The sequence below is a fragment of the Bacteroides graminisolvens genome (assembly GCF_963666085.1).
Taxonomy (GTDB): domain Bacteria; phylum Bacteroidota; class Bacteroidia; order Bacteroidales; family Bacteroidaceae; genus Bacteroides; species Bacteroides graminisolvens.
This window is the reverse complement of sequence record NZ_OY762556.1, coordinates 2,831,614-2,856,045: the sequence shown is the minus strand read 5'-3', so window position 1 is coordinate 2,856,045 and position 24,432 is coordinate 2,831,614. Positions and strand designations below refer to the sequence as shown.

The 24,432-nt window shown below is 42.8% G+C and carries 18 protein-coding genes; 13 read left to right on the top strand and 5 right to left on the bottom strand.

The annotated features are described in order from the left end of the window. Positions 1-38: 38 nt before the first annotated feature. A complete protein-coding gene (gene serB, locus ACKPCE_RS12150; RefSeq protein WP_319505376.1) occupies positions 39-1,274 on the bottom strand; it encodes a phosphoserine phosphatase SerB in 1,236 nt (411 codons plus the stop codon). Positions 1,275-1,541: 267 nt separating this feature from the next. Between serB and ACKPCE_RS12145 the strand changes: the two genes are divergently transcribed. Continuing rightward, on the top strand, positions 1,542-2,036 hold the full coding sequence (locus ACKPCE_RS12145; RefSeq protein ID WP_308764414.1) for a peroxiredoxin family protein: 495 nt from the start codon (positions 1,542-1,544) through the stop codon (positions 2,034-2,036). A 110-nt stretch (positions 2,037-2,146) separates the two neighbouring features. Here the strand turns inward: ACKPCE_RS12145 and ACKPCE_RS12140 are convergent, their stop codons facing one another. From ACKPCE_RS12140 to lon, 3 genes are read right to left on the bottom strand one after another with little or no spacing between them, the layout of a single operon-like run. Next, on the bottom strand, positions 2,147-3,241 hold the full coding sequence (locus tag ACKPCE_RS12140) for an LptF/LptG family permease (RefSeq protein WP_276963407.1): 1,095 nt from the start codon (positions 3,239-3,241) through the stop codon (positions 2,147-2,149). Between the two features lie 9 nt (positions 3,242-3,250). After that, positions 3,251-4,381, bottom strand: coding sequence for a tRNA guanosine(34) transglycosylase Tgt (gene tgt / locus ACKPCE_RS12135; RefSeq protein WP_277638330.1), 1,131 nt, complete (start codon positions 4,379-4,381; stop codon positions 3,251-3,253). Continuing rightward, positions 4,378-6,846 carry an endopeptidase La gene (gene lon, locus ACKPCE_RS12130; RefSeq protein ID WP_308764416.1) on the bottom strand — a complete coding sequence of 823 codons (2,469 nt, stop codon included), beginning with the start codon at positions 6,844-6,846 and terminating at the stop codon, positions 4,378-4,380. The genes tgt and lon overlap by 4 nt, the downstream gene beginning before the upstream one ends. A 192-nt stretch (positions 6,847-7,038) precedes the next feature. Here lon and ACKPCE_RS12125 point away from each other — a divergent pair, with 192 nt between their 5' ends. Beyond that, a complete protein-coding gene (locus tag ACKPCE_RS12125; RefSeq protein ID WP_319505375.1) occupies positions 7,039-7,743 on the top strand; it encodes a tRNA1(Val) (adenine(37)-N6)-methyltransferase in 705 nt (234 codons plus the stop codon). 4 nt (positions 7,744-7,747) lie between these two features. Here ACKPCE_RS12125 and ispE read toward each other — a convergent pair whose 3' ends face one another. Next, a complete protein-coding gene (gene ispE, locus ACKPCE_RS12120) occupies positions 7,748-8,572 on the bottom strand; it encodes a 4-(cytidine 5'-diphospho)-2-C-methyl-D-erythritol kinase (protein WP_319505374.1) in 825 nt (274 codons plus the stop codon). Positions 8,573-8,715: 143 nt separating this feature from the next. On the opposite strand from ispE, the gene dnaB reads away from it, so the two are divergent. The 11 genes from dnaB (at position 8,716) to nhaA (ending at position 24,428) form a co-directional block, all read left to right on the top strand. Further along, positions 8,716-10,272 (top strand): replicative DNA helicase, encoded by a 1,557-nt coding sequence (gene dnaB, locus ACKPCE_RS12115; RefSeq protein WP_024995599.1) that lies wholly within the window; start codon positions 8,716-8,718, stop codon positions 10,270-10,272. Positions 10,273-10,308: 36 nt separating this feature from the next. Beyond that, positions 10,309-13,161, top strand: coding sequence for a bifunctional fucokinase/fucose-1-phosphate guanylyltransferase (locus ACKPCE_RS12110; RefSeq protein ID WP_319505373.1), 2,853 nt, complete (start codon positions 10,309-10,311; stop codon positions 13,159-13,161). An 11-nt stretch (positions 13,162-13,172) separates the two neighbouring features. After that, a complete protein-coding gene (locus ACKPCE_RS12105; protein ID WP_319505372.1) occupies positions 13,173-14,369 on the top strand; it encodes a sugar MFS transporter in 1,197 nt (398 codons plus the stop codon). A 74-nt stretch (positions 14,370-14,443) separates the two neighbouring features. Further along, a complete protein-coding gene (pheT, locus tag ACKPCE_RS12100; protein ID WP_319505371.1) occupies positions 14,444-16,906 on the top strand; it encodes a phenylalanine--tRNA ligase subunit beta in 2,463 nt (820 codons plus the stop codon). 67 nt (positions 16,907-16,973) lie between these two features. Continuing rightward, positions 16,974-17,705, top strand: coding sequence for a YebC/PmpR family DNA-binding transcriptional regulator (locus ACKPCE_RS12095; RefSeq protein ID WP_319505370.1), 732 nt, complete (start codon positions 16,974-16,976; stop codon positions 17,703-17,705). A 580-nt stretch (positions 17,706-18,285) separates the two neighbouring features. Continuing rightward, the gene (locus ACKPCE_RS12090) at positions 18,286-19,539 is read left to right on the top strand and encodes an Nramp family divalent metal transporter (protein ID WP_276994173.1); all 1,254 of its coding nucleotides are present in this window, start codon (positions 18,286-18,288) and stop codon (positions 19,537-19,539) included. 3 nt (positions 19,540-19,542) lie between these two features. After that, positions 19,543-20,304: an exodeoxyribonuclease III gene (locus ACKPCE_RS12085; RefSeq protein WP_024995593.1), complete on the top strand. Its 762-nt coding sequence runs from the start codon at positions 19,543-19,545 to the stop codon at positions 20,302-20,304. Between the two features lie 17 nt (positions 20,305-20,321). After that, entirely contained in the window at positions 20,322-20,777 is a 456-nt protein-coding gene (locus ACKPCE_RS12080) for a C-GCAxxG-C-C family protein (protein ID WP_319505369.1), read from the top strand. A 109-nt stretch (positions 20,778-20,886) separates the two neighbouring features. Next, positions 20,887-21,087, top strand: coding sequence for a winged helix-turn-helix domain-containing protein (locus ACKPCE_RS12075; protein ID WP_319505368.1), 201 nt, complete (start codon positions 20,887-20,889; stop codon positions 21,085-21,087). 131 nt (positions 21,088-21,218) lie between these two features. Next, entirely contained in the window at positions 21,219-23,000 is a 1,782-nt protein-coding gene (lepA, locus tag ACKPCE_RS12070; RefSeq protein ID WP_276994169.1) for a translation elongation factor 4, read from the top strand. Between the two features lie 75 nt (positions 23,001-23,075). After that, entirely contained in the window at positions 23,076-24,428 is a 1,353-nt protein-coding gene (gene nhaA / locus ACKPCE_RS12065; protein ID WP_407654971.1) for a Na+/H+ antiporter NhaA, read from the top strand. The last annotated feature ends 4 nt before the right edge of the window (positions 24,429-24,432 follow it).

Sequence of the window (24,432 nt, the reverse complement as noted above, 5' to 3'; positions counted from 1 at the left end):
CTAATTCATTGTGCTCACAAATCTTTTCAGGATAGATGTTACAATATGCCTTGTTCATCTAAATAAGAGTCTTTAAATCCGAGAAAATAAAGAACCCCATCAAGGCCAATCGTATTAATTGACTGTTTGGCATTTGCTACTACTTTTGGTTTCGCATGAAAAGCGATACCTAAACCAGCTACACCAAGCATGGGGAGGTCATTAGCACCATCACCAACAGCTATCGTTTGGGCAATATCCACCTTTTCAACTTGAGCAATCAGTTTCAGCAGTTCAGCCTTTCGTTTACCGTCAACCACATCTCCTAAGTAATTACCGGTTAACTTTCCATCAACAATTTCTAATTCATTAGCATAAACGTAGTCTACACCATACTTATCTTGCAAATAACGACCAAAATAAGTAAATCCACCTGATAAAATTGCGATTTTATAACCATATCTTTTCAACACATACATTAATCGGTCGACCCCTTCAGTAATAGGCAAATTTTCTGCTATTTCCTTCATTACTGATTCGTCCAACCCTTTAAGAAGTGCCACACGTTCACGAAAACTTTCGGTGAAATCAATTTCACCTCGCATAGCCCGCTCTGTGATTGCTTTCACCTGATCGCCTACGCCCGCTTTGATAGCTAATTCATCAATAACTTCCGTTTCAATCAATGTAGAGTCCATATCAAAACAGATTAAACGCCGCATTCTACGATACATGTTATCAAGCTGGAAAGAAAAATCCATCTCTAATTCGCTTGCTAACTTCATCAACTGCTCCTGCATTTGTATCCTATCTTTAGGCGTACCGCGTACAGAGAATTCAATACATGCACGGATATTGGCTTTGCATTCCTCAAGCGGAATACGTCCCGTCAGACGTTTAATCGCATCAATATTCATGCCTTGCTCTGCCAATATTTGAGTTACGGCAGATATTTGGCGAGCAGTCAACTTACGTCCTAAAAGCGTTAATATATAACGGTTTTTCCCTTGCATTTTAACCCAATTCTCATATTCACCAACTGAGATAGGATAAAACCGAATGGTGACCCCTAAACTGGAAGCTTTAAACAGCAATTCTTTCATTATAAATCCGGAATATTGTTCTTCCGTCTTACAAAGAATACCTAATGACAGAGTATTGTGTATATCAGCTTGTCCGATATCAAGGATAGCTGCATCATATTTGGCTAATATTTCTGTAACTGAAGCTGTCAAACCGGGCCTATCTTCTCCGGTTATGCGCATTAAGATAAGTTCAGTATTTGATAATTCCATAACTTATATTTTATATAATTGGCAAAAGTAAGGAAAAAACCTACATTCTATGCTAAATAACATCAAATATTACAGCTGGCAAGGAAGAAAAAAGTATTATTATTTGGATGTTAAGATAATAATTACTTACCTTTGCACTGATTTCTATAAATAAAGGCCTTGATTATCAGTACATTTAGTATACTGAATGCCTTTCACAGACAATGTTTCGGGTAGAAATCGCTGTTGGAAGACAGGCCCGGATAGTATTAACTAAAACCTAATTACATGAAATATGTAAAATGGATTTTTGTTGTATTATTAATTAGTTCCTTGACTTCTTTTGTAGCAAAAGACAAATCCACTGAAGGATTGAATGTGGGTGATGTAGCCCCGGATTTTATAATCGAATCTACATTGAGTGGGCACAAATTTAAGCTTGACGATTTAAAAGGCAAGTATGTGCTTATTAGCTTTTGGGCAAGTTATGATGCTCTTTCGCGCATGCATAATGCGCAGTTGAACGAGGTACTCAATCACACTTCCCGAAAGGTTGAAATGGTTTCTGTTTCATTTGATGAATTTTCGTCAGTATGCAAAGAAACCATTCGCAAAGACCGACTAAATGCACGTGTTTGTGCTGTCGAAACAAAAGGGGAAGATTCAGGTTTATTCAAAAAGTATCGTTTAAACCGTGGTTTCGCAAATTACTTATTAGATGATAATGGCACAATTATAGCCAAAAACATCTCTGCAGAAAATTTACTCTCTATTTTAAATTAAGAGTAAGTCACATCTGCTGAATGCTACAAATGTATACAACAACAAAAAGTCCCGTTAACTTCTTTATTGAAGTGTAACGGGACTTTTTTATTATTACTAGTCATCACCATTTACTTAGGAGCCTTCATATATAAATAGACAGCAATAAATGCATATAAAACATTCGGGATCCATACGGCCAGTGCTGGCGGAACATTACCATTAATGGCAAATGTTGATGAGATTGTTTGAAATAATATATATGAGAAGCTAAGTGCCAAACCTATTCCTAAATGAAGTCCCATTCCACCCTTTACTTTTTTGGAGGATAATGACAACCCTATTGCGGTTAGAATAAATGAAGCAAAAGACATAGCAATACGCTTATGATACTCTATCTCAAATTCTTTTATATTAGCAAACCCTCGTTGTTTTTGCCTGTCTATGTACGACCCTAGCTGCGGGCTCGTAAGAACTTCCTGCTGGTTTTTCATAATTAGAAAATCAGTAGGTTGCATGACGATAGTAGAATCAAGCGTTTCACCACGAGTTATTTTTTCCTTCATTCCATGAAGCTCACGAATCATATAATCTTTAATAATCCACTTGTTTACTGTGGTTGTATCGTATGATATACTACGGGCGGTAAGATGTGAAACCAACTTTTTATCTACAAATTTATCCAAGGAAAAGCGATAACCGGTCTTATTATAATCCTCATATCTCTCTATATATGCAATAACTCCGCTATCAACTTCTAGCTGTACATTTCTTACTGAAGTAGCCTTTCTTTTTTTATAATACCTATCCTCAAAATTTAAGCGTTTCACACTCCCTTTGGGGATTACATAAGATCCGAGACCAAAAGTAACCAAGGCAATGATACCTGCTGATATCATATAGGGGCGCATTAGTCTTTTGAAACTCATGCCCGTAGAGAACATGGCAATGATCTCCGAATTTTCAGCAAGCTTGGAGGTAAAGAATATAACGGCAATGAATACAAACAAAGGACTGAAAAGATTGGCGAAGTAGGGGATGAAGTTCATGTAGTAATCAAAAATGATTGCTTTCCATGGAGCCTCATTGGTCATAAACTTGTCCATCTTCTCATTAAAGTCAAATACTACCGCAATAGATATAATCAAAGCGATAGCAAATACATAGGTACCCAAGAACTTTTTAATGATGTACCAATCCAGCCTTTTAATAAATTTGTTATTCATGTTCGTATGTTACAATCTTGTTGAAACACGTTTAACCATCATTGGCTTCCAGATCGAAAAATCACCGGCAATTATATGTTTACGTGCTTCGCCTGCCAACCATAAATAGAATGCCAGATTGTGTATAGAAGCTATTTGCATGGCCAAAAGTTCCTGAGCATGAAATAAGTGACGCAGATAAGCTTTGCTGTAAAGGGTATCTACATAAGATGCACCATCGGCTTCAATAGGAGAAAAATCTGTTTCCCACTTTTTGTTCCTCATATTCATTATGCCGTCTTTGGTGAAAATCATGCCATTTCGTCCGTTTCGCGTAGGCATTACACAATCAAACATATCAACTCCTCTTTCTATACCTTCCAAAATATTAACGGGAGTTCCTACTCCCATTAAATAACGTGGTTTATCAGTAGGCAGTATTTCGTTAACCAGTTCAATCATCTCGTACATCTTATCAACCGGTTCACCCACTGCCAATCCGCCAATAGCATTACCATCTGCATTTTTCGATGCGATAAATTCAGCCGACTGCTTTCTCAAATCAGGATAAACACAACCTTGTACAATAGGGAACAAAGATTGACTATATCCGTATTTAGGTTCTGTTTCATTGAAGCGTTTAATACATCTGTCGAGCCAACGATGCGTAAGTCCCATTGACTTTTTAGCGTATTCATAATCAGAATCTCCCGGAGGGCATTCGTCAAAAGCCATCATGATATCTGCCCCGATAATTCGTTCAATATCCATAACCTTTTCCGGAGTGAACACATGCTTACTTCCATCAATGTGAGATCGAAACTCGGCACCTTCTTCTCTAAGCTTACGAATTCCCGCCAAAGAAAACACCTGAAAGCCACCACTATCTGTTAGCATGGGACGATCAAAGCCGTTGAATTTATGTAAACCGCCCGCTTTTTCCAAAACATCCAATCCCGGTCTCAGATATAAGTGATATGTATTACCCAGTATAATCTGCGCTTTAATATCCTCTTTCAGTTCTGTTTGATGTACTCCTTTTACAGAGCCAAGGGTACCAACCGGCATGAAAATAGGAGTTTCAATTTGCCCGTGATCAGTTGTAATCAATCCGGCACGGGCATTGCTTTTTGAATCAGTATATTGTAACTCGAATTTCATTCTTTCGTTGTTGTTTTCTTTATAGTAAAGTCGATAGCATCTGCCACCTTTTCCTCACTCAAAGCCAGCGCAAAAACTTCCTTTATATCATTTACATAATGAAACTCCAGTCCCTTTAAATATATATCCTGAATGTCTTCTATGTTTTTCTTATTCTCTGCACTCATGATGATTTCCTTAATACCAGCACGCTTAGCTGCCAATATTTTCTCTTTAATTCCACCTACAGGAAGCACTTTTCCTCTAAGTGTAATTTCACCGGTCATGGCAATGTTGGCTTTTACCTTGCGTTGCGTTAATGCAGATGCAATAGAAGTAGCCATAGTAATACCGGCAGAAGGTCCATCTTTAGGAATGGCACCTTCAGGTACGTGCACGTGTATATTCCAATTTTCGAAGATCTCATCTTCAATCTGCAACATTGCGGCATGAGCCTTGATGTACTCCAAAGCCAGCATGGCCGACTCTTTCATTACATCACCCAAGTTACCCGTCAACGTCAGTCGGCCACCTTTTCCCTTGCTTAAACTTGTTTCCACAAACAAGATTTCACCGCCAACAGCTGTCCACGCTAATCCGGTAACAACACCGGCATACTCATTGCCCTGATATTTATCACGATTGTATTCAGGTAGTCCCAGAAAGTAATACAAATCCTCAGGTTTGATTTCCTTGCGACTAAAGAATCCATCAGTAGCATATTCGCGTGCCAGCTTTCTGAATATCTTATTTATTTTCTTTTCTAGTTCACGTACACCACTTTCACGCGTATACGACTCCACCATTGCCTCAAGCGTCTTCTTAGCAAATTTGATATCGTGCTTATTGATCCCGTTAGCTTCCATTTCCTTAGGAACCAAGTGCTTCTTTGCAATTTCCACTTTTTCTTCAGTTATATAACCGCTTACCTCAATTAGTTCCATACGATCAAGTAGCGGAGCCGGTATTGAATTCAAGTTATTGGCAGTAGCAATAAACATAACCTTAGAAAGATCATAGTCAATATCCAGGTAGTTATCGTGGAATGTATTATTTTGTTCGGGATCCAAAACTTCAAGTAAAGCAGAAGAAGGATCTCCCTGACGATCCGAACTAAGTTTGTCTATTTCATCAAGAATGAATACCGGATTGGAAGAGCCAGCTTTAGCTAACCCCTTGATGATACGTCCCGGCATAGCGCCGATGTACGTTTTACGGTGTCCACGAATCTCTGCTTCATCATGTACGCCACCCAAAGACATTCTGATGTATTTCCTTTTCAAAGCTGCAGCTATTGATTTACCCAAAGACGTTTTACCAACCCCCGGAGGGCCGTAAAGACAGATAATGGGCGATTTCATATCGTTTTTAAGTTGCAGAACCGCCAGATGCTCTAAGATACGTTCCTTCACTTTCTCTAGTCCGTAGTGATCTTTATTCAATACCTTCTCGGCATTCTTCAAGTTCAGACTATCGGTAGTGTACACACCCCACGGAAGTCCCAACATAGTTTGTAAATAACTAAGTTGTACATTGTAATCGGGTGATTGTGAGTGCGTTCTTTCTAGTTTGGCCAGTTCCTTATTGAAAACTTCCTGAACTTCGGCAGACCATTTCATTTTTAAAGATTTCTCACGGAGTTCTTCTATTTCCTGTTCCTGAGCACTGCCGCCCAATTCATCTTGAATGGTTTTAATTTGTTGTTGCAAGAAATACTCACGCTGTTGCTGATCAATATCTTCCTTAGCCCGCATCTGTATGTTTGCCTTGATTTCTGCCATTTGCAGTTCTGTCGATAACATACGCAGTAAAAGCTGTCCACGATCCAAAATAGAAGAACAACTTAAAAGCTCATTTTTTTGCTTAACAGAAAGCGATATATTGTTACTGATAAAATTAATAGAAGCCGTTGCATTCGGAATATTCCGAATGGCAAAAGTTGCTTCATCTTTCAGTTCGGACAATTTAAGCAAGGTAATAGCATATTCTTTACAAGTATCAGCCAAAACCTGAAAGTTCTTATCATCCTTTTCCGGACGATCTTCTCTGGCAAGTTCTACTTCCGCTTTGATGTAAGGAGCATCTTGAACAATTTGTTTTAGTTCGCAACGTACCAAACCTTGAAAAATAACGGTCACGTTATTATCAGGCATTTCCAATATACGAAGTATCTTGGCTATAGTGCCATATTTATGTAAATCATCTTTTTCAGGGAATTCGGTTTCTGCTTGTTTTTGAGAGAACAGAGCTACTTCTTTCTTCTTCTTATAAGCCTCTCTGATTAGTTTCAAGGAAGAGGGTCTACCCACGTGTACCGGCATCAGTACATGTGGAAATAAAGCCAGATTCCGAAGCGGAAGAACAGGCATCGCATCTAAGTCAAATTTCATCTCAGAAACCTTCTCATCATCTTGATAATCTGTCAAGAAAGAAAAGACTTCATCATCCTGCTGGTCAGTTTCTGAACTGTATATAAAATCATTCATTTTTCGTATATTTCTAGTTTTTAATAATGTCCTCTTCATGGAAATAAAGCGGCTGCAAAGTTAATTTATTTTTTAATAATATGAAATAAAGCAGTTATAAAGGAACAAAAACAATGCCAAATATCTGAAAAGGTCTTTATTACTCTTCAAATATTTATTTAATTTTGCAAAACATATAGATTGTTGAAAGCAATGTCCAATTCATATTTTCAGTTTAAGCAATTTACGGTATGGCATGACAAATGTGGCATGAAAGTAGGTACCGATGGAGTTTTATTGGGTGCGTGGACCCGTGTGACACATTCTAAACGCATATTAGATGTGGGTACCGGTACCGGTTTGGTATCTCTGATGCTTGCTCAGCGTTCCGATGCTCTAATTACCGCAATAGATATTGATGCAGATGCTGTTATGCAAGCCAAAGAGAATGCCGAAAAATCTCCTTGGGCACATCGCATTGCGGTAGAGCAACACGACTTCACCAGCTATCAGGCAGGCGCACTATATGATACCATTGTTTGCAATCCTCCCTATTTTATTGATTCACTGAAAAGTCCGGATAAAAAGCGCACCACAGCGCGGCATACGGATGAACTTACTTACGAAGATCTTTTCAAGGGAGTTGCACTATGCATGGAATCAACAGGTGAATTTACAATGATTGCTCCGTTCGACGTGTATGCTGATTTGGTAACACTTGCCGGCAAGCACCATTTATACCCCATACGCTGTTTATTGGTATTAACCAAACCGGGCAGTAACCCCAAAAGAGTAGTAGTCACCTTCTCGTTTACACAACAACCTTGCGACAATGAAACCTTGCTTACCGAGATAAGTCGCCACCAATACAGCGAAGAATATATCGCTTTAACCCGCGATTATTACCTGAATATGTGACCGTTTAATCAAGCAACGTTTCGTATACAAAGCAATTACCGAATACATTGGTATTTACTTGTTGCTCGGCATTGAACAATCCGTATACCGAAGCTCCCGATCCACTCATTGATGCATAAATTGCTTCGCGTGCGTACAGTTCTTCCTTTATCTGTGCAATCTCGGGGTAAAGTGCAAAAACGCTTGTTTCAAAGTCATTTTTCAGTAGTTCTTTCCATTCCGTAATGGGAGTAGCTACAATCTCTTTCACTGATACCGGCGGTTTGATAGGGATGATCCTAGAAAAAGCATCTTTGGTTGAAACAAATACACGAGGTTTAACTAATATCAGTTTATAACCCTTCAATGACAGACTGACAGGAGAGAACCAATTTCCAGTGCCTTCGGCATAAACCGGTGTATTGCGAATAAAGAAGGGACAGTCGGCTCCCAATTTTCCTGCATATATCTCCAGCTCTTCAGTCTGTAGGTTTAGGCTAAAAGCCTCATTGAGAAGCTTCAACATAAATGCTGCATCAGACGAGCCTCCACCTAATCCGGCGCCGGTGGGGATGTTTTTATGCAAATAAATATCAATAGGAGGCAGTTGATAGGCAGCTGATAGTAGTTTGTATGCCTTCACAACCAAATTAGTATCCGGATCACCTTCTATGTCAACGCCCGATGCAGTGAAGCGAAAACCGTTCTCCTGTGCCGGAGCAGGAACAATTTCAAGTGCATCTTGTAGTGGGATGGGGTAGAAAACCGTCTCCAGATTATGATATCCGTCAACCCGCTTTTCTACTATATTCAATCCTATGTTTATCTTCGAATTAGGGAAAGTAATCATGAGTTTTACGTATTAAACAGTGCACAAAGTTATGATTAAATTACATAATAGAAATATTTAATAGGCAGAAGTTTTTATTTTGAATTCAATGACTAACTTTGTAAGCTCTAAAATTAAATAACAACGATATAATTAACGATAAAATGGCTGAAGCAAAGAGAAACACCCGTACTACCAAAACCCGATCACCCCAGCCTGTCAGTGATTATGGCAGACTACAACCTCAGGCACCCGAACTGGAAGAAGCCGTGTTGGGGGCTTTAATGATAGAAAAAGATGCTTATGCCCAGGTTAGTGAAATTTTACGTCCCGAATCGTTTTACGAACACAGACACCAATTAATTTATTCAGCTATTACCGATTTGGCCGTTCAGCAAAAGCCTGTCGACATCCTTACCGTAACTGAGCAACTTCGTAAACGCGGAGATATTGATGAGGTAGGCGGACCGTTTTATATCACCCAACTGAGTAGCAAGGTTGCTTCTTCGGCACACATTGAATACCATGCTCGTATTATTGCGCAAAAATACTTAGCTCGCGAGTTGATTAGTTTCAGTAGCGACATTGAATCGAAAGCATTTGATGAAACACTCGATGTTGATGATTTGATGCAGGAGGCGGAAGGTAAGCTCTTTGAGATTTCTCAACGAAACATGAAGAAAGATTATACCCAGATCAATCCGGTTATTGCCGAAGCGTATGATCTCTTACAGAAAGCAGCCGCCCGTACCGACGGTTTAAGTGGTTTGGAAAGTGGATTCTCTAAACTCGACAAGATGACTTCGGGCTGGCAAAATTCCGACTTGATCATTATCGCTGCCCGTCCCGCCATGGGTAAAACAGCCTTTGTACTTTCCATGGCTCGTAACATTGCCGTTAACTTCCGTCACCCCGTAGCCTTGTTCTCGCTTGAAATGAGTAACGTACAGCTGGTAAACCGTTTGATTGTGAACGTTTGCGAAATTCCGGGTGAGAAAATCAAAAGCGGTCAGCTGGCGCCTTACGAATGGCAGCAACTCGATTATAAGTTGAAGGATTTGATTGATGCCCCTTTGTATGTAGATGATACTCCGTCTCTTTCGGTATTTGAACTGCGTACCAAAGCGCGTCGTTTGGTAAGAGAACACGGAGTGAGAGTCATCATTATTGACTACCTTCAGTTGATGAATGCCAGTGGAATGTCATACGGCAGTCGCCAGGAAGAGGTAAGTACCATTTCACGTTCGCTCAAAGGACTAGCCAAAGAACTGAACATTCCCATCATTGCCTTGTCACAGTTGAACCGTGGTGTTGAAAGCCGTGAAGGTATTGAAGGTAAACGACCTCAATTGAGCGACCTTCGTGAGTCGGGAGCCATTGAGCAGGATGCCGATATGGTATGTTTCATTCACCGCCCCGAGTACTATAAGATATATGAAGATGACCGAGGTAACGACCTCCGTGGTATGGCCGAAATCATTATAGCCAAGCATCGTAACGGTGCCACCGGTGATGTGTTGCTACGATTCAAAGGAGAGTTTGCCCGCTTCCAGAATCCGGATGATGATATGATTATTCCGACACCTGACTCGGGAGCCGTACTGGGTTCAAAGATAAACCGCAACCATGCCGGAGCCATACCGCCTCCGCCAACAGAAGGGGTACCGTTTCCGGAAAATCCGTTCGGAAGCAATGGAAACGACGGACCGCTCCCTTTTTAACGCTCATACATTACAGAATCTGATAACATGAATAAAATGCAAAAATTACTATCTGTACCGTCTAATTTGGTGGACTATTTTTATGAGTTAGAGCAAATTACTACCGACGAATGGTTTTGTACTTCGGATCCGGTAGGATCCAAGCTCGGATCGGGTGGGGGAACCACCTGGTTGTTGGAATCTTGCTACCGAAACAAAGGCAATAACTTGTCTTTCGATGAATGGTTGAGAAGTGATAAACGCATTTTATTGCATGCAGGCGGACAAAGCCGGCGTTTGCCGGGATATGCTCCTTCGGGGAAAATACTTACGCCTATACCCGTTTTTCGTTGGGAACGCGGACAGAAACTGAATCAGAATCTTTTGTCTTTGCAGCTTCCGCTTTACGAACGTATTTTATCTCAAGCACCGCAATCGCTGCACACGCTCATTGCCAGTGGTGATGTGTACATCCGCTCTGACAAGCCGTTACAGCCTATTCCCGAAGCCGACGTTGTATGCTACGGGCTTTGGGTAGATCCTTCGCTCGCCACACATCACGGAGTATATGTTTCGGAACGAAATAACCCTGCCGAACTCGATTTTATGATTCAGAAACCAACGCTGGGCAAGCTCGAAGAATTATCTAAAACACACATCTTTCTTATGGATATTGGGGTGTGGCTGCTGAGTGACAAGGCCATCAGGCTATTGATGCAGAAGTCTCGTAAAAAAGACTCTGCCGACCTTACTTATTACGATTTATATTCGGAGTTTGGGTTGGCATTGGGCAATCATCCTTTACTGCCCGACCCGGAACTTAACGAATTGTCAGTCGCCATTCTACCTTTGCAAGGAGGGGAGTTTTATCACTACGGCACCAGTCGTGAACTCATTTCATCCACACTCTCACTTCAAAATAAAGTATATGATCAACGCCGCATCATACATCGTAAGATCAAGCCCAACCCGGCTATGTTTATTCAAAACTCCTGCACGCCGGTAGACCTGACTGCGGTCAATGCCGATTTATGGATTGAAAATAGCTATGTACCTCAAGGCTGGCAACTTTCCAGTCGGCACATCATTACCGGAGTACCGGTTAACCAGTGGACAATAACCCTGCCCGAAGGTGTTTGTGTAGACATTGTTCCGGTTGGCGATAAGGAGTGGGCAGTGCGTCCTTACGGCATGAACGATGCTTTCAGGGGAAGTCTGACAGCTACAGATACTCATTTCCTAGAGAAACCTTTCACCCAATGGATGTCTGAAAGAAATCTCACTTTGGAAGATTTTAACGGTACAAACACAAACGATTTGCAAGCGGCCGGAATATTTCCTGTCGTTACTAACGTGGAAGAAATGGGACAGGTGCTCCGCTGGATGGTATCCGAAGCCCGGCTGGAAGCAGGCAAAGAAATTTGGAAACATGCCACGCGACTATCTGCCGATGAAATTGCATCCCAAGCCAACCTCAAACGCCTGTATGCACAACGTGAAGAGTTTACCCGTCAAAACTGGGTAAGTCTGGCACACAATTATGAAAAAAGTGTGTTCTACCAGCTTGATCTTCAACATGCTGCCGATGAGTTTGTACGCTTAGATCTCGATGCGCCCGATGAACTTCCCGAAGAAGCTCAACTCATGTCGAGAATACATAATCACATGCTTCGCTCACGCATCAACAGCCGGAAAGGAACTGATGGCGAAGCGGAAAAACTCAAGGCATTTGAATTGCTGCGTGATGGTTTATTAGGAGAAATAAGCAATCAGAAAAGCCTTCCGCAACTCAACGTATACTCAGATCAGATTGTGTGGGGACGCAGTCCGGTACGCATTGACGTAGCCGGCGGGTGGACCGATACACCTCCTTACTCTTTGTATTCGGGAGGAAATGTAGTGAACCTGGCCATTGAGCTAAACGGACAGCCACCGTTACAGGTGTATATCAAACCTTGCAACGAGCACCACATTATATTGCGTTCCATTGATATGGGAGCAATGGAAATCATCAAAACGTATGAGGAGTTAAGCCAATATAAGAAAGTCGGCTCCCCCTTCTCCATTCCCAAAGCTGCCTTGGTACTGGCCGGCTTTCATCCCGATTTCTTTGCTGAACATTACGGCACACTGAACGAGCAGTTGGAAGCATTTGGAGCCGGACTGGAAATTACTTTGCTGGCTGCCATACCTGCCGGTTCGGGTTTAGGGACGAGTTCCATCTTAGCTTCTACCGTATTGGGGGCTGTAAATGACTTCTGCGGATTAGCCTGGGATAAGAACGAAATTTGTCGCCGCACACTTGTGCTCGAACAGTTACTTACTACCGGTGGTGGTTGGCAAGACCAGTACGGTGGGGTGTTGCACGGCATCAAACTACTGCAAACGGAAGATGGTTTCAATCAATCGCCACAGGTTCGCTGGTTACCCGACTACCTCTTTAGTGAACCGGGTTTCAAAGAATGTCATTTGCTGTACTATACGGGCATAACCCGCACAGCCAAAGGCATTTTAGGAGAGATAGTGAGTTCCATGTTCCTCAATTCATCGGCACATCTTAGTCTGCTAGCCGAAATGAAAGCACATGCACTCGACATGGCCGAAGCCGTTCAACGAGGTCATTTTAATCGGTACGCCACACTAGTGGGCAAATCGTGGATGCAAAACAAAGCCCTTGACAGCGGAACCAATCCCCCTTCCGTTGAAGCGATTATCGACCGGATTAAAGATTACACACTCGGTTACAAGCTTCCCGGTGCAGGAGGTGGCGGATACCTCTATATGGTAGCCAAAGACGTTGAAGCAGCCGCAAGAATCAAAGAAATATTAACCAACAATCCACCCAATGCCCGTGCCCGTTTTGTACGCATGGATCTTTCCAACAAAGGATTGCAAATATCACGTTCATAAAACAAAACACCATGAAAATAGTAAGAACCAAAGAAGGTATCTCATACTTCTGGCCTTTTGTATTAGTCACCTCGCTTTTCTTTCTGTGGGGATTTGCGCATAGCATACTCGATGTACTGAATAAGCACTTTCAGGAAGTGCTGGTTATTTCGAAAGCCAAATCGGCATTGATTCAGGCAGTGGTTTACGGAGGTTATTTCCTTATGGCACTACCGGCAGGATACATTATTAAACGATACGGCTATCGCAAGGGAGTGGTATTGGGACTGTTGCTTTATGCCATTGGAGCTTTTTTGTTTATACCCGGCAGCCGGCTCATGTCTTTTGAGTTTTTCCTTTTCTCTCTTTTCATTATCGGTTGCGGACTTACTTGTCTGGAAACAGCCGCTAATCCCTACATCACCGTATTGGGCGATTTAAAGTATGGTGCCAGCCGACTAAACCTGGCTCAGTCATTCAACGGATTGGGTTGGATACTTGGTCCCTTGGTGGGAGGTATGGCTTTGTTCTCTACCAATGCCGACGTGTCTATTCCCTACATCATCATAGGAAGTGTCGTGTTACTAGTCGCTTTCTTTTTTATGCGCATTCGGTTGCCCGAGATAAAAGAAGAAGAACCCTCGACTGATGCCGCTGTTCTGAATAAAGGCTTGTGGCAGCACGCCCATTTTTTATGGGGTGTAATAGCTTTGTTTTGCTACGTTGCCGCACAAACAGGTATCAATAGTTTCTTTATCAATTATGTAACCGAGAGCTATTTACAGGTTAACAATGCCACCGCAGCCCTGTTACTTTCTTTTGGAGGAATGGGACTTTTCATGCTGGGACGTTTTCTGGGAAGCTGGCTGATGAATCTGGTGCGGGCGGAGAAGTTATTGTTCTACTTTGCGGTGGGCGCTTCTGTGTGCATGGTTATTGTGATAGGTAATTGGGGATGGCTGTCGGTTGGCGGACTATTCATCTGCTACCTTTTCGAATCGATCATGTTCCCAACCCTGTTTGCTTTGTCCATTGTGCGGTTAGGACATCACACCAAAAGAGCCTCTTCGTTCCTGATTATGGCCATCGTAGGTGGAGCTGTTGCCCCTGTTCTGATGGGGTTGATTGGAGAAAACAACATGGCAATTGGCTTTATTGTACCACTTATTTGCTTCCTTGTTATTGGCATTTATGCTATGGCTTATAAAAGGATGACACGATTTTCATAAGCATAATAATCTGACAACCAAAAAATCTTATTAACTTTGCGTGTCGTTTTTGAAAATAATAAAATACTAATGATATGAATATCTCTTATAATTGGCTGAAAGAGTATGTCGACTTTAATTTAACTCCCGACGAAGTTGCCGCTGCATTAACCTCAATCGGCCTTGAAACCGGAGGAGTAGAAGAAATGCAAACCATTAAAGGCGGATTGGAAGGCTTGGTTATCGGCGAAGTGCTGACATGTGAAGAGCATCCCAATTCAGACCATCTACACGTAACTACTGTTAACCTGGGTAGCGGTGAACCTTCTCAGATTGTGTGCGGTGCCGCCAATGTGGCTGCCGGACAAAAAGTTGTTGTTGCTACCTTGGGCACCGTTCTTTATAGCGGCGAGGAAAGTTTTACCATCAAGAAATCAAAAATACGCGGCGTTGAATCAAACGGTATGATTTGCGCTGAAGACGAAATAGGTATCGGTACTTCTCATGACGGCATCATTGTATTGCCCGCCGACGCTGTTCCCGGTACACTGGCCAAAGACTATTACAACATCAAAAGCGACTATGTGCTCGAAGTGGATATCACCCCCAACCGAGCCGATGCCTGCTCTCATTACGGTGTGGCAAGAGATTTGTACGCTTACTTGCTTAGCAATGGTTTCGAAGCTACATTGAAACGCCCTTCGGTAGATGAGTTCAAGGTGGATAATCACGATCTGGATATAGATGTTCAGGTAGAGAATACAGAAGCTTGTCCGCGTTACGCTGGTGTATCCATCAAAGGAGTTACCGTTAAGGAAAGCCCCGAATGGTTGCAAGATAAACTGCGCATCATCGGTATCCGCCCCATCAACAACGTAGTAGATATTACCAATTATATTGTTCACGCCTTTGGGCAACCGTTGCACTGCTTTGATGCGTCAAAGATTAAAGGAAACCGCGTGGTCGTAAAAACCATGCCGAACGAAACTCCTTTTGTTACCCTTGACGGAGTAGAACGCAAACTGGCCGATAAGGATCTGATGATTTGCAACAGCGAAGAGGCGATGTGCATTGCCGGAGTTTTTGGCGGACTGGAATCAGGATCAACGGAAACTACGACCGACATCTTCCTCGAGAGTGCTTACTTCCATCCCACATGGGTGCGTAAAACCGCTCGTCGTCACGGGTTGAATACAGATGCATCGTTCCGCTTTGAAAGAGGTATCGATCCCAATATTACACTTTACTGCCTGAAACTGGCTGCACTTATGGTGAAAGAGTTGGCGGGAGGAACCGTTTCATCTGAAATCAAAGATGTGTGTGCAACACCTGCGGCAGATTTCATGGTGAATCTATCATACGACAAAGTAAACACGCTGATTGGAAAAGTGATTCCGACAGACAAGATAAAGAGCATCGTTCTCAGTCTGGAGATGAAGATCACTTCGGAAACAGAAGAGGGATTGGTACTTGCCGTACCTCCTTACAGGGTAGATGTGCAACGCGATGTTGACGTAATTGAAGACATTCTGCGCATTTACGGATACAACAACGTTGAAATTCCCAGTACGCTGAAGTCGAGCCTCACCACCAAAGGAGAAGCCGACAAGTCGAACAAGTTACAGAATTTGATAGCAGAACAGTTGGTTGGTTGCGGATTCAATGAAATATTGAACAACTCACTGACACGTGCTGCTTATTATAATGAACTCCCTACTTTCCCCGCAGATAATTTGGTGATGCTGCTCAATCCGCTAAGTGCCGATTTGAATGCAATGCGTCAAACACTTTTGTTTGGTGGTTTGGAAAGCATTGCGCACAATGCAAATCGTAAGAATGCCGACCTGAAATTCTTTGAGTTTGGTAATTGTTACTATTTCAATGCCGAGAAAAAGAATGCGGAGAAAGTACTTGCGCCTTATTCGGAAGACTATCACCTGGGCATGTGGGTAACTGGTAAAAAAGTATCGGGCTCATGGGCACACGCCGACGAGAACAGTTCCGTTTACGAACTGAAAGCATACGTTGAAAACGTACTCCTTCGTTTGGGATTAAACCCACAGAATTTGGTTATCGGTAACCTTGCCGATGACGTATTTACTTCTGCACTTTCTGTGAACACACGCGGAGGCAAGCGATTGGCCGTCTTTGGTGTGGTAACCAAAAAACTGTTGAAGGCATTCGACATCGACAATGAAGTGTATTATGCTGACCTTAACTGGAAAGAGTTGATGAAAGCCATCAAATCAGTAAAAGTAAGCTATACCGAATTGTCGAAGTTCCCCGCTGTGAAAAGAGATTTAGCTTTGTTGATTGACCGCTCGGTAACCTTTGCCGAAATAGAAAAGATAGCTTATGATACAGAGAAGAAGCTACTGAAGGAAGTCTCTCTTTTTGATGTGTACGAAGGTAAAAACCTGGATGCCGGAAAGAAATCATACGCAGTCAGCTTCTTGCTTCAAGATGAGAATCAGACGCTGAATGACAAGACCATCGATAAGGTCATGAGCAAACTCATTAAGAATCTGGAAGACAAGCTAGGTGCACGCCTGAGATAAGAATTAATAATAAAATAAATAACAAATGCCTGCCTTCCTCATAGAGACAGGCTTAAAAATTACACCAATGGGAAGAGCATTTGAATACAGAAAAGCCACTAAAATGAAGAGATGGGGCAACATGGCCCGTACATTTACCAGAATAGGAAAACAAATAGCCATTGCGGTGAAAGCCGGTGGTCCGGATATTGAAAACAATCCTCACCTGAGAGCGGTTGTAGCCAATGCCAAACGCGAGAACATGCCCAAAGATAACGTAGAGCGTGCTATCAAAAATGCAATGGGTAAAGACCAGAAGGACTACAAAGAAATGGTGTACGAAGGTTACGGACCCTTTGGTATTGCAGTTTTGGTGGAAACAGCAACCGATAACACGACTCGCACCGTTGCCAACGTTCGCAGCGTTTTCAATAAATTTGGCGGTACTTTGGGTACATCGGGCAGCTTGGACTTCATGTTCAGTCACAAATCCGTATTTACCATCGCCAAGAAAGAAGGAATGTCTGTAGAAGACCTTATCTTGGAACTGATTGATTTCGGAGTAGATGAAGACGTAGATGATGATGGCGAAGAGTTGACTATCTACGGTGAATTCCAGTCATTCAATCTGATTCAAAAATACCTGGAAGAAAACCAATACGAAATTAAAAGTTCGGAATTCACGCGCATCCCCACAGATGAAAAAGAACTGAATGCCGAACAACGTGCAACGATTGAAAAAATGGTTGAACGCCTCGAAGATGATGAAGACGTTCAGAACGTATATACCAACTTGAAGCCGGCTGAGGACGAAGAGTAATCAGCAATACATTTACTTTGCCGGTTTTTATAATACCCCAAAGGCTATTGAAATGGCTTTTGGGGTATTTCCGTTTCCGTCGTTTCGCTACATAAAAGTTATGAAAAAAAGTATCACCAAGTATCACCAACCTTGCAATGCGCTGAAAGTCAAGTTGTTAAGGTGTGATACTTGCTCAAAAAAAGTATCACCAAGTATCACCAAGTGTCACACCTGTTTTTATAAATCATTCATTACACATTTAGGTAATTATCAATAAGCATTATATAGACAAAATGGCGGTTTTAATCTATTGATTTGCACGTGAACAAAATCGTTGTACACCCGGGTGTACAACAGTTATACACCCCCATTTACACAACTTGTAGATCCGGGTGTACACGTTCCATACACCCGGGTGTATACGAAGTTTGTAAACCATCAAAAAAGGAAACATACAGTATGCATTAAAGTATAGCATTACTTCAACAAAACCCATTTTTAGATACTACCGAAACACCACCAAAATGCACCGTTATAATTGAACCATGAACAAGAATAATTGTTTTAAAACATTATCTTTGCACAAACAGATGAAAATATGAAGAACTATTTAAAAGATTTAAAACGGAAAGACCACAAGCGTTATTTGGGTGGTCTTGATATTTTCAGATACATAGGTCCGGGACTACTCGTGACGGTAGGTTTTATCGACCCGGGCAACTGGGCATCAAACTTTGCTGCCGGTTCCGAATTCGGCTATTCACTGTTATGGGTAGTAACCCTCTCAACCATTATGTTGATTATTTTGCAGCACAACGTAGCCCACTTGGGCATTGTAACCGGCTTATGCTTGTCGGAAGCTGCCACCCAATACACTCCCAAATGGATATCCCGCCCTATATTGGGCACTGCCGTGCTGGCCTCCATCTCCACCTCGCTGGCCGAAATTCTGGGAGGAGCCATTGCTCTGGAAATGCTGTTTGACATCCCCATACTCTGGGGTGCCATACTCACCACACTCTTTGTTCTATTGATGCTTTTCACCAATTCATATAAAAAGATTGAACGTTCCATTATCGCCTTTGTATCCGTTATCGGACTTTCATTCATCTATGAATTATTTCTGGTCGAAATTGACTGGCCTGCCGCTACCGCAGGGTGGGTAACACCCTCTTTCCCGAAAGGAAGTATGCTCATCATTATGAGCGTATTGGGTGCTGTGGTCATGCCTCATAACCTGTTTCTGCATTCGGAGGTCATACAAAGTCACGAATACAATAAAAAAGACGATAACTCCATTCGTAAAGTGTTGAAATATGAGCTGTTTGACACACTCTTCTCCATGATTGTGGGATGGGCCATCAACAGTGCTATGATTCTGCTGGCAGCAGCCACTTTCTTTAAAAGTGGTATACAAGTTGAAGAATTGCAACAGGCAAAGTCTTTATTGGAACCGCTTTTGGGTAATAATGCCGCCATGGTATTTGCTTTGGCATTGCTCATGGCAGGTATCTCCTCGACCATTACCAGCGGTATGGCGGCGGGCTCTATTTTTTCGGGCATATTCGGCGAATCATACCACATCAAAGACAGCCATTCACAGGTAGGTGTATTGCTATCGCTCGGTGTGGCTCTGCTGCTTATCTTTTTCATTGGTGATCCGTTCAAGGGACTTATTATTTCGCAAATGATTCTGAGCATTCAGTTGCCGTTTACCGTTTTCCTGCAAGTGGGACTCACTTCCTCGCCCCGTGTGATGGGTAAATATGTGAATAGCCGTTGGAGTACTTTTGTGCTTTACAGCATTGCAGTTATCGTATCTATATTAAATATCATGTTACTTTTTTCATAGATTATGAAGATCATTACATACAACGTTAACGGCCTGAGAGCCGCAGCAAGCAAAGGACTGCCAAACTGGCTGGAGCAAGAAAGCCCCGATGTGCTTTGCCTTCAGGAAACCAAGCTGCAACCCGATCAGTATCCTGCTTCTGAATTTGAAGCGCTGGGTTATAAAGCGTATCTTTTTTCGGCAGAAAAGAAAGGATACAGCGGAGTGGCCATTTTAACACGTCGTGAACCCGACCACGTGGAGTATGGCATGGGACTGGAGGAGTACGACCGCGAAGGGCGTTTCATCCGTGCCGACTTTGGCGATTTGTCGGTTGTCAGCGTGTACCACCCTTCGGGTACCAGTGGTGATGAGCGGCAAGATTTTAAGATGATCTGGCTGGAAGCGTTTCAAAAGTACGTTAACCAACTGCGCAAGGAACGTCCCAAGCTGATTCTTTGCGGAGACTACAACATTTGCCACGAGCCCATTGACATTCACGACCCGGTGCGCAATGCAACCAACAGCGGTTTCTTACCCGAAGAGCGCGAATGGATGACACGTTTTTTAGCCGATGGATACATTGACACCTTCCGGCATCTGTACCCCCAGAAACAAGAATATACCTGGTGGAGCTATCGTTTCAACTCACGCTCAAAAAACAAAGGATGGCGTATTGATTACTGTATGGTTACCGCCAATCTGCAACCAGACCTAAAAGAAGCACGCATCTTGGGAGATGCCGTTCACTCGGACCACTGCCCCATGATGCTCGAAATAGTGTAATTTGAAACATGGAAGAAATGCAAAAAAGAATTGAAAGAGCAGTTGAACTGTTTAAAAACGGCTACAACTGCTCTCAGTCTGTCGTGGCGGCTTTTGCCGACATGTACGGATTTACCGAAGAACAGGCCCTGCGTATGTCGGCCTCCTTCGGGGGAGGAATAGGACGCATGCGTGAAACCTGCGGTGCAGCCTGTGGTATGTTTATCTTAGCCGGACTAGAAAAAGGGAGCGTGGTAGCCGGTGATCGTGAAGGAAAAGCAGTCAATTATGCTTTGGTACAAGAGCTGGCCGCCGAATTTCGTAAGAGAAACGGTTCGCTAATCTGTGCCGAATTGCTGGGACTAAAGCCCCAAACTCCGGTTGTATCGACTCCCGAAGAGCGCACAGAACAATACTATGCCAAAAGACCTTGCGTTAAAATGGTTGAGGAAGCAGCCTGCATTTGGGCCGAATACCTTGAAAAAGTAAAATAAAGTCGGCTTTTTGTGTTGTAAAACATATAATTTATATATATTTGCAAACATACGTAGTGAATTGATTGCCAGTTCACTGAAAAGAATGTCTAACCAAAACTCTAGAAGAATGTTAAAAGAAAAAGCAGGCGAAACAGCCGGAAAAATCTGGAATGCGCTAAGCGAAAGCGAAGGGCTCACAGCCAAACAGCTAAAAAAGGCCACTAAACTAGTGGATAAAGACCTTTATTTGGGTCTTGGATGGTTGTTGAGAGAAGACAAAATTTCGACCTCTGAAGTCGATGGAGAACTGTTTGCAAAACTAAAGTAAGAACAAACTTACTGCAAACACATAAAATGCAAAAAAAGTGTGCCATTACATTACGATATGTGATAGGTACACTTTTTTTTATTCTTCCCTTTATGTATCTTTGCACACTAAATTAAAGTTAAATATCCAACATGAAGAATATTCGAAACTTTTGTATCATTGCTCATATAGACCACGGTAAGTCAACGCTGGCCGACCGCTTGCTGGAATTCACCAAAACCATTCAGGTTACGGGAGGGCAGATGCTCGACGATATGGACCTGGAAAAGGAGAGGGGCATCACCATTAAAAGTCATGCCATTCAGATGGAATATATGTATAATGGCGAAAAATATATTCTCAACTTGATTGATACTCCGGGACACGTAGACTTTTCTTACGAGGTATCCCGTTCCATTGCCGCTTGTGAAGGAGCTTTGCTGATTGTCGACGCTTCGCAAGGAGTTCAGGCGCAAACCATTTCCAACCTTTACATGGCCATTGAGCACGACCTGGAAATCATTCCCATCATCAACAAATGCGATATGGCCAGTGCCATGCCCGAAGAAGTGGAAGATGAGATAGTTGAGTTGCTGGGATGCAAACGCGAAGAGATTATTCGTGCGTCGGGTAAAACCGGTATGGGAATAGAAGAAATACTGGCTGCCGTCATTGAACGTATTCCTTGTCCGGTGGGTGATGAAGAAGCACCGCTACAGGCCTTGATTTTCGACTCTGTATTCAACTCGTTTCGCGGTATCATTGCCTACTTCAAAATTACAAACGGTGTGATTCGCACGGGAGATAAAGTGAAGTTTTTCAATACCGGAAAAGAATACATGGCCGATGAAATTGGGGTTCTAAAAATGGATATGGTACCCCGGAAAGAACTTCGCACAGGCGATGTAGGTTATATTATTTCGGGAATAAAGACTTCAAAAGAAGTAAAAGTAGGTGATACCATTACCCACATTGCACGTCCTTGCAGCAAGGGCATTTCAGGATTCGAAGAGGTGAAGCCTATGGTCTTTGCCGGCGTTTACCCCATTGAAGCCGAAGATTTTGAAGATTTGCGTGCCTCCTTAGAGAAATTACAGCTCAACGATGCCTCGCTTACCTTCCAGCCGGAGTCTTCTTTGGCTTTGGGTTTTGGTTTCCGTTGCGGATTCCTGGGTTTACTCCACATGGAAATTGTTCAGGAACGTTTGGACCGCGAGTTCGATATGAATGTGATTACCACCGTTCCCAACGTGTCATACAAGGTGTACGACAAACAGGGCAACATGGCCGAAATACACAACCCGGGAGGTATGCCCGACCCAACACTGATTGACCGTATTGAAGAACCTTACATCAAGGCTTCGGTTATTACCACGACGGATTACATCGGGCCGATTATGACCCTTTGTCTTGGAAAGCGCGGAGAGCTGATTAAGCAAGAGTACATATCGGGCAATCGGGTAGAGATTCATTATAACATGCCTTTGGGAGAGATTGTGATTGATTTTTATGATAAACTGAAGAGTATCTCCAAAGGATATGCTTCCTTTGATTATCATACCGACGGATTCAGACCATCCAAACTGATTAAGATGGACATCCTGCTCAACAGCGAGCCGGTTGATGCTTTGTCAACACTGACCCACGTTGATAATGCCTACGAATTAGGCAAGCGAATGTGTGAAAAGCTCAAAGAACTCATACCGCGCCAGCAGTTTGATATTGCTATTCAGGCAGCCATCGGTTCCAAGATTATTTCCCGGGAAACAATCAAAGCCGTTCGTAAAGATGTTACCGCTAAATGTTATGGAGGTGACATCAGTCGTAAGCGTAAATTGCTTGAGAAACAAAAGAAGGGTAAGAAGCGCATGAAGCAGATTGGTAATGTGGAAGTTCCCCAGAAAGCCTTCCTGGCAGTGCTGAAACTCGATTAGTAAAAAACAAAAAGGGGTAACTGCACTTGTTCGCAGAGCTTTGAGCGAAGTTACCCCTTTATAATCTAGATTTATATGGAAAAAGTTCTGAATTCAATTCTTAAAACCATTCGTTTGTGGAGCGCTGCGGTGCCCATGAATATAGTAGCCAGTGCATTTCTCTTTCTGATGGCGTTATTGGCTGCCGTTGCTGCCAATTCTTCTTTCGCTCCTGTTTACAACGATTTCTTGTCGCATCAACTGTATTTTCAGGTTGGTGATTTCAATCTGTTTTCGCACAATGGTCACAGCCTAACGGTGCATCAGTTTATTAACGACGGATTGATGACGGTTTTCTTCCTGACCGTGGGATTGGAAATTAAGCGTGAACTACTGGTAGGTGAGCTATCGTCCGTTCGCAAAGCATTGTTACCTTTCATTGCAGCCTGTGGCGGAATGATTGTTCCGGTGGCTATTTACACGTTTATTTGTCCGGCAAATACCGATGCAGGCCACGGGTTAGCTATTCCTATGGCAACAGACATCGCCTTTTCGCTTGGTGTACTTAGTTTACTGGGAAAGCGAGTGCCACTAAGTTTGAAAATATTCCTCACCGCCTTTGCTGTGGTCGATGATATTGGTGGTATCATGGTGATAGCAGCATTCTACAGTAAACATGTAAGTCTGGGATATTTAGCTTGGGCAGCCGTTTTATTGCTGATGTTGTTCCTCATAGGTAAAAGAGTGTCGACCAACAAGACTTTCTTCATGCTGATTGGAATTGTAATCTGGTATCTCTTTTTGCAATCGGGCATACACAGTACCATTGCAGGCGTATTGCTTGCCTTCGTGATCCCCGCTCGTCCGCGTTTGGATGTAGGAAAATACATTGAACGCATCCGGCGTACTATTAATATGTTCCCGGTAACGAACGAAGATGAGATTGTACTTACCAACAGGCAAATCGCCATGCTGAAACGGGTGGAGTCTGCTTCCGACCGCGTAATTAGTCCCCTACAATCACTGGAAGACAACCTACACCTGGCAGTAAACTTTGTGATCTTGCCTTTATTTGCTTTTGCCAATGCCGGTGTGGTGTTTAGCGGAAGCGGGGAGTTGGTAGGAGATGTAACCTGGGCCATTGCAGCCGGATTGCTTTTCGGGAAATTCTTCGGTATATATCTATTCACATGGCTTGCCGTTAAAACGGGCATTGCCGGCATGCCAAGGGGTATGACCTGGAAAACAACGGCGGGAGTGTCCTTGCTAGGCGGTATCGGTTTTACCGTTTCCCTGTTTATCACAAATCTATCTTTTGGAGACGGGCAGGCAGTACTGCTAAATCAAGCTAAGTTCGGTGTACTTCTGGGTACTTTAGTGGCGGGTATGCTGGGATTTCTCTACCTGCGTTGGGCATTGGCCTATGATGAAAGGAAATTGAAACATTAATAAA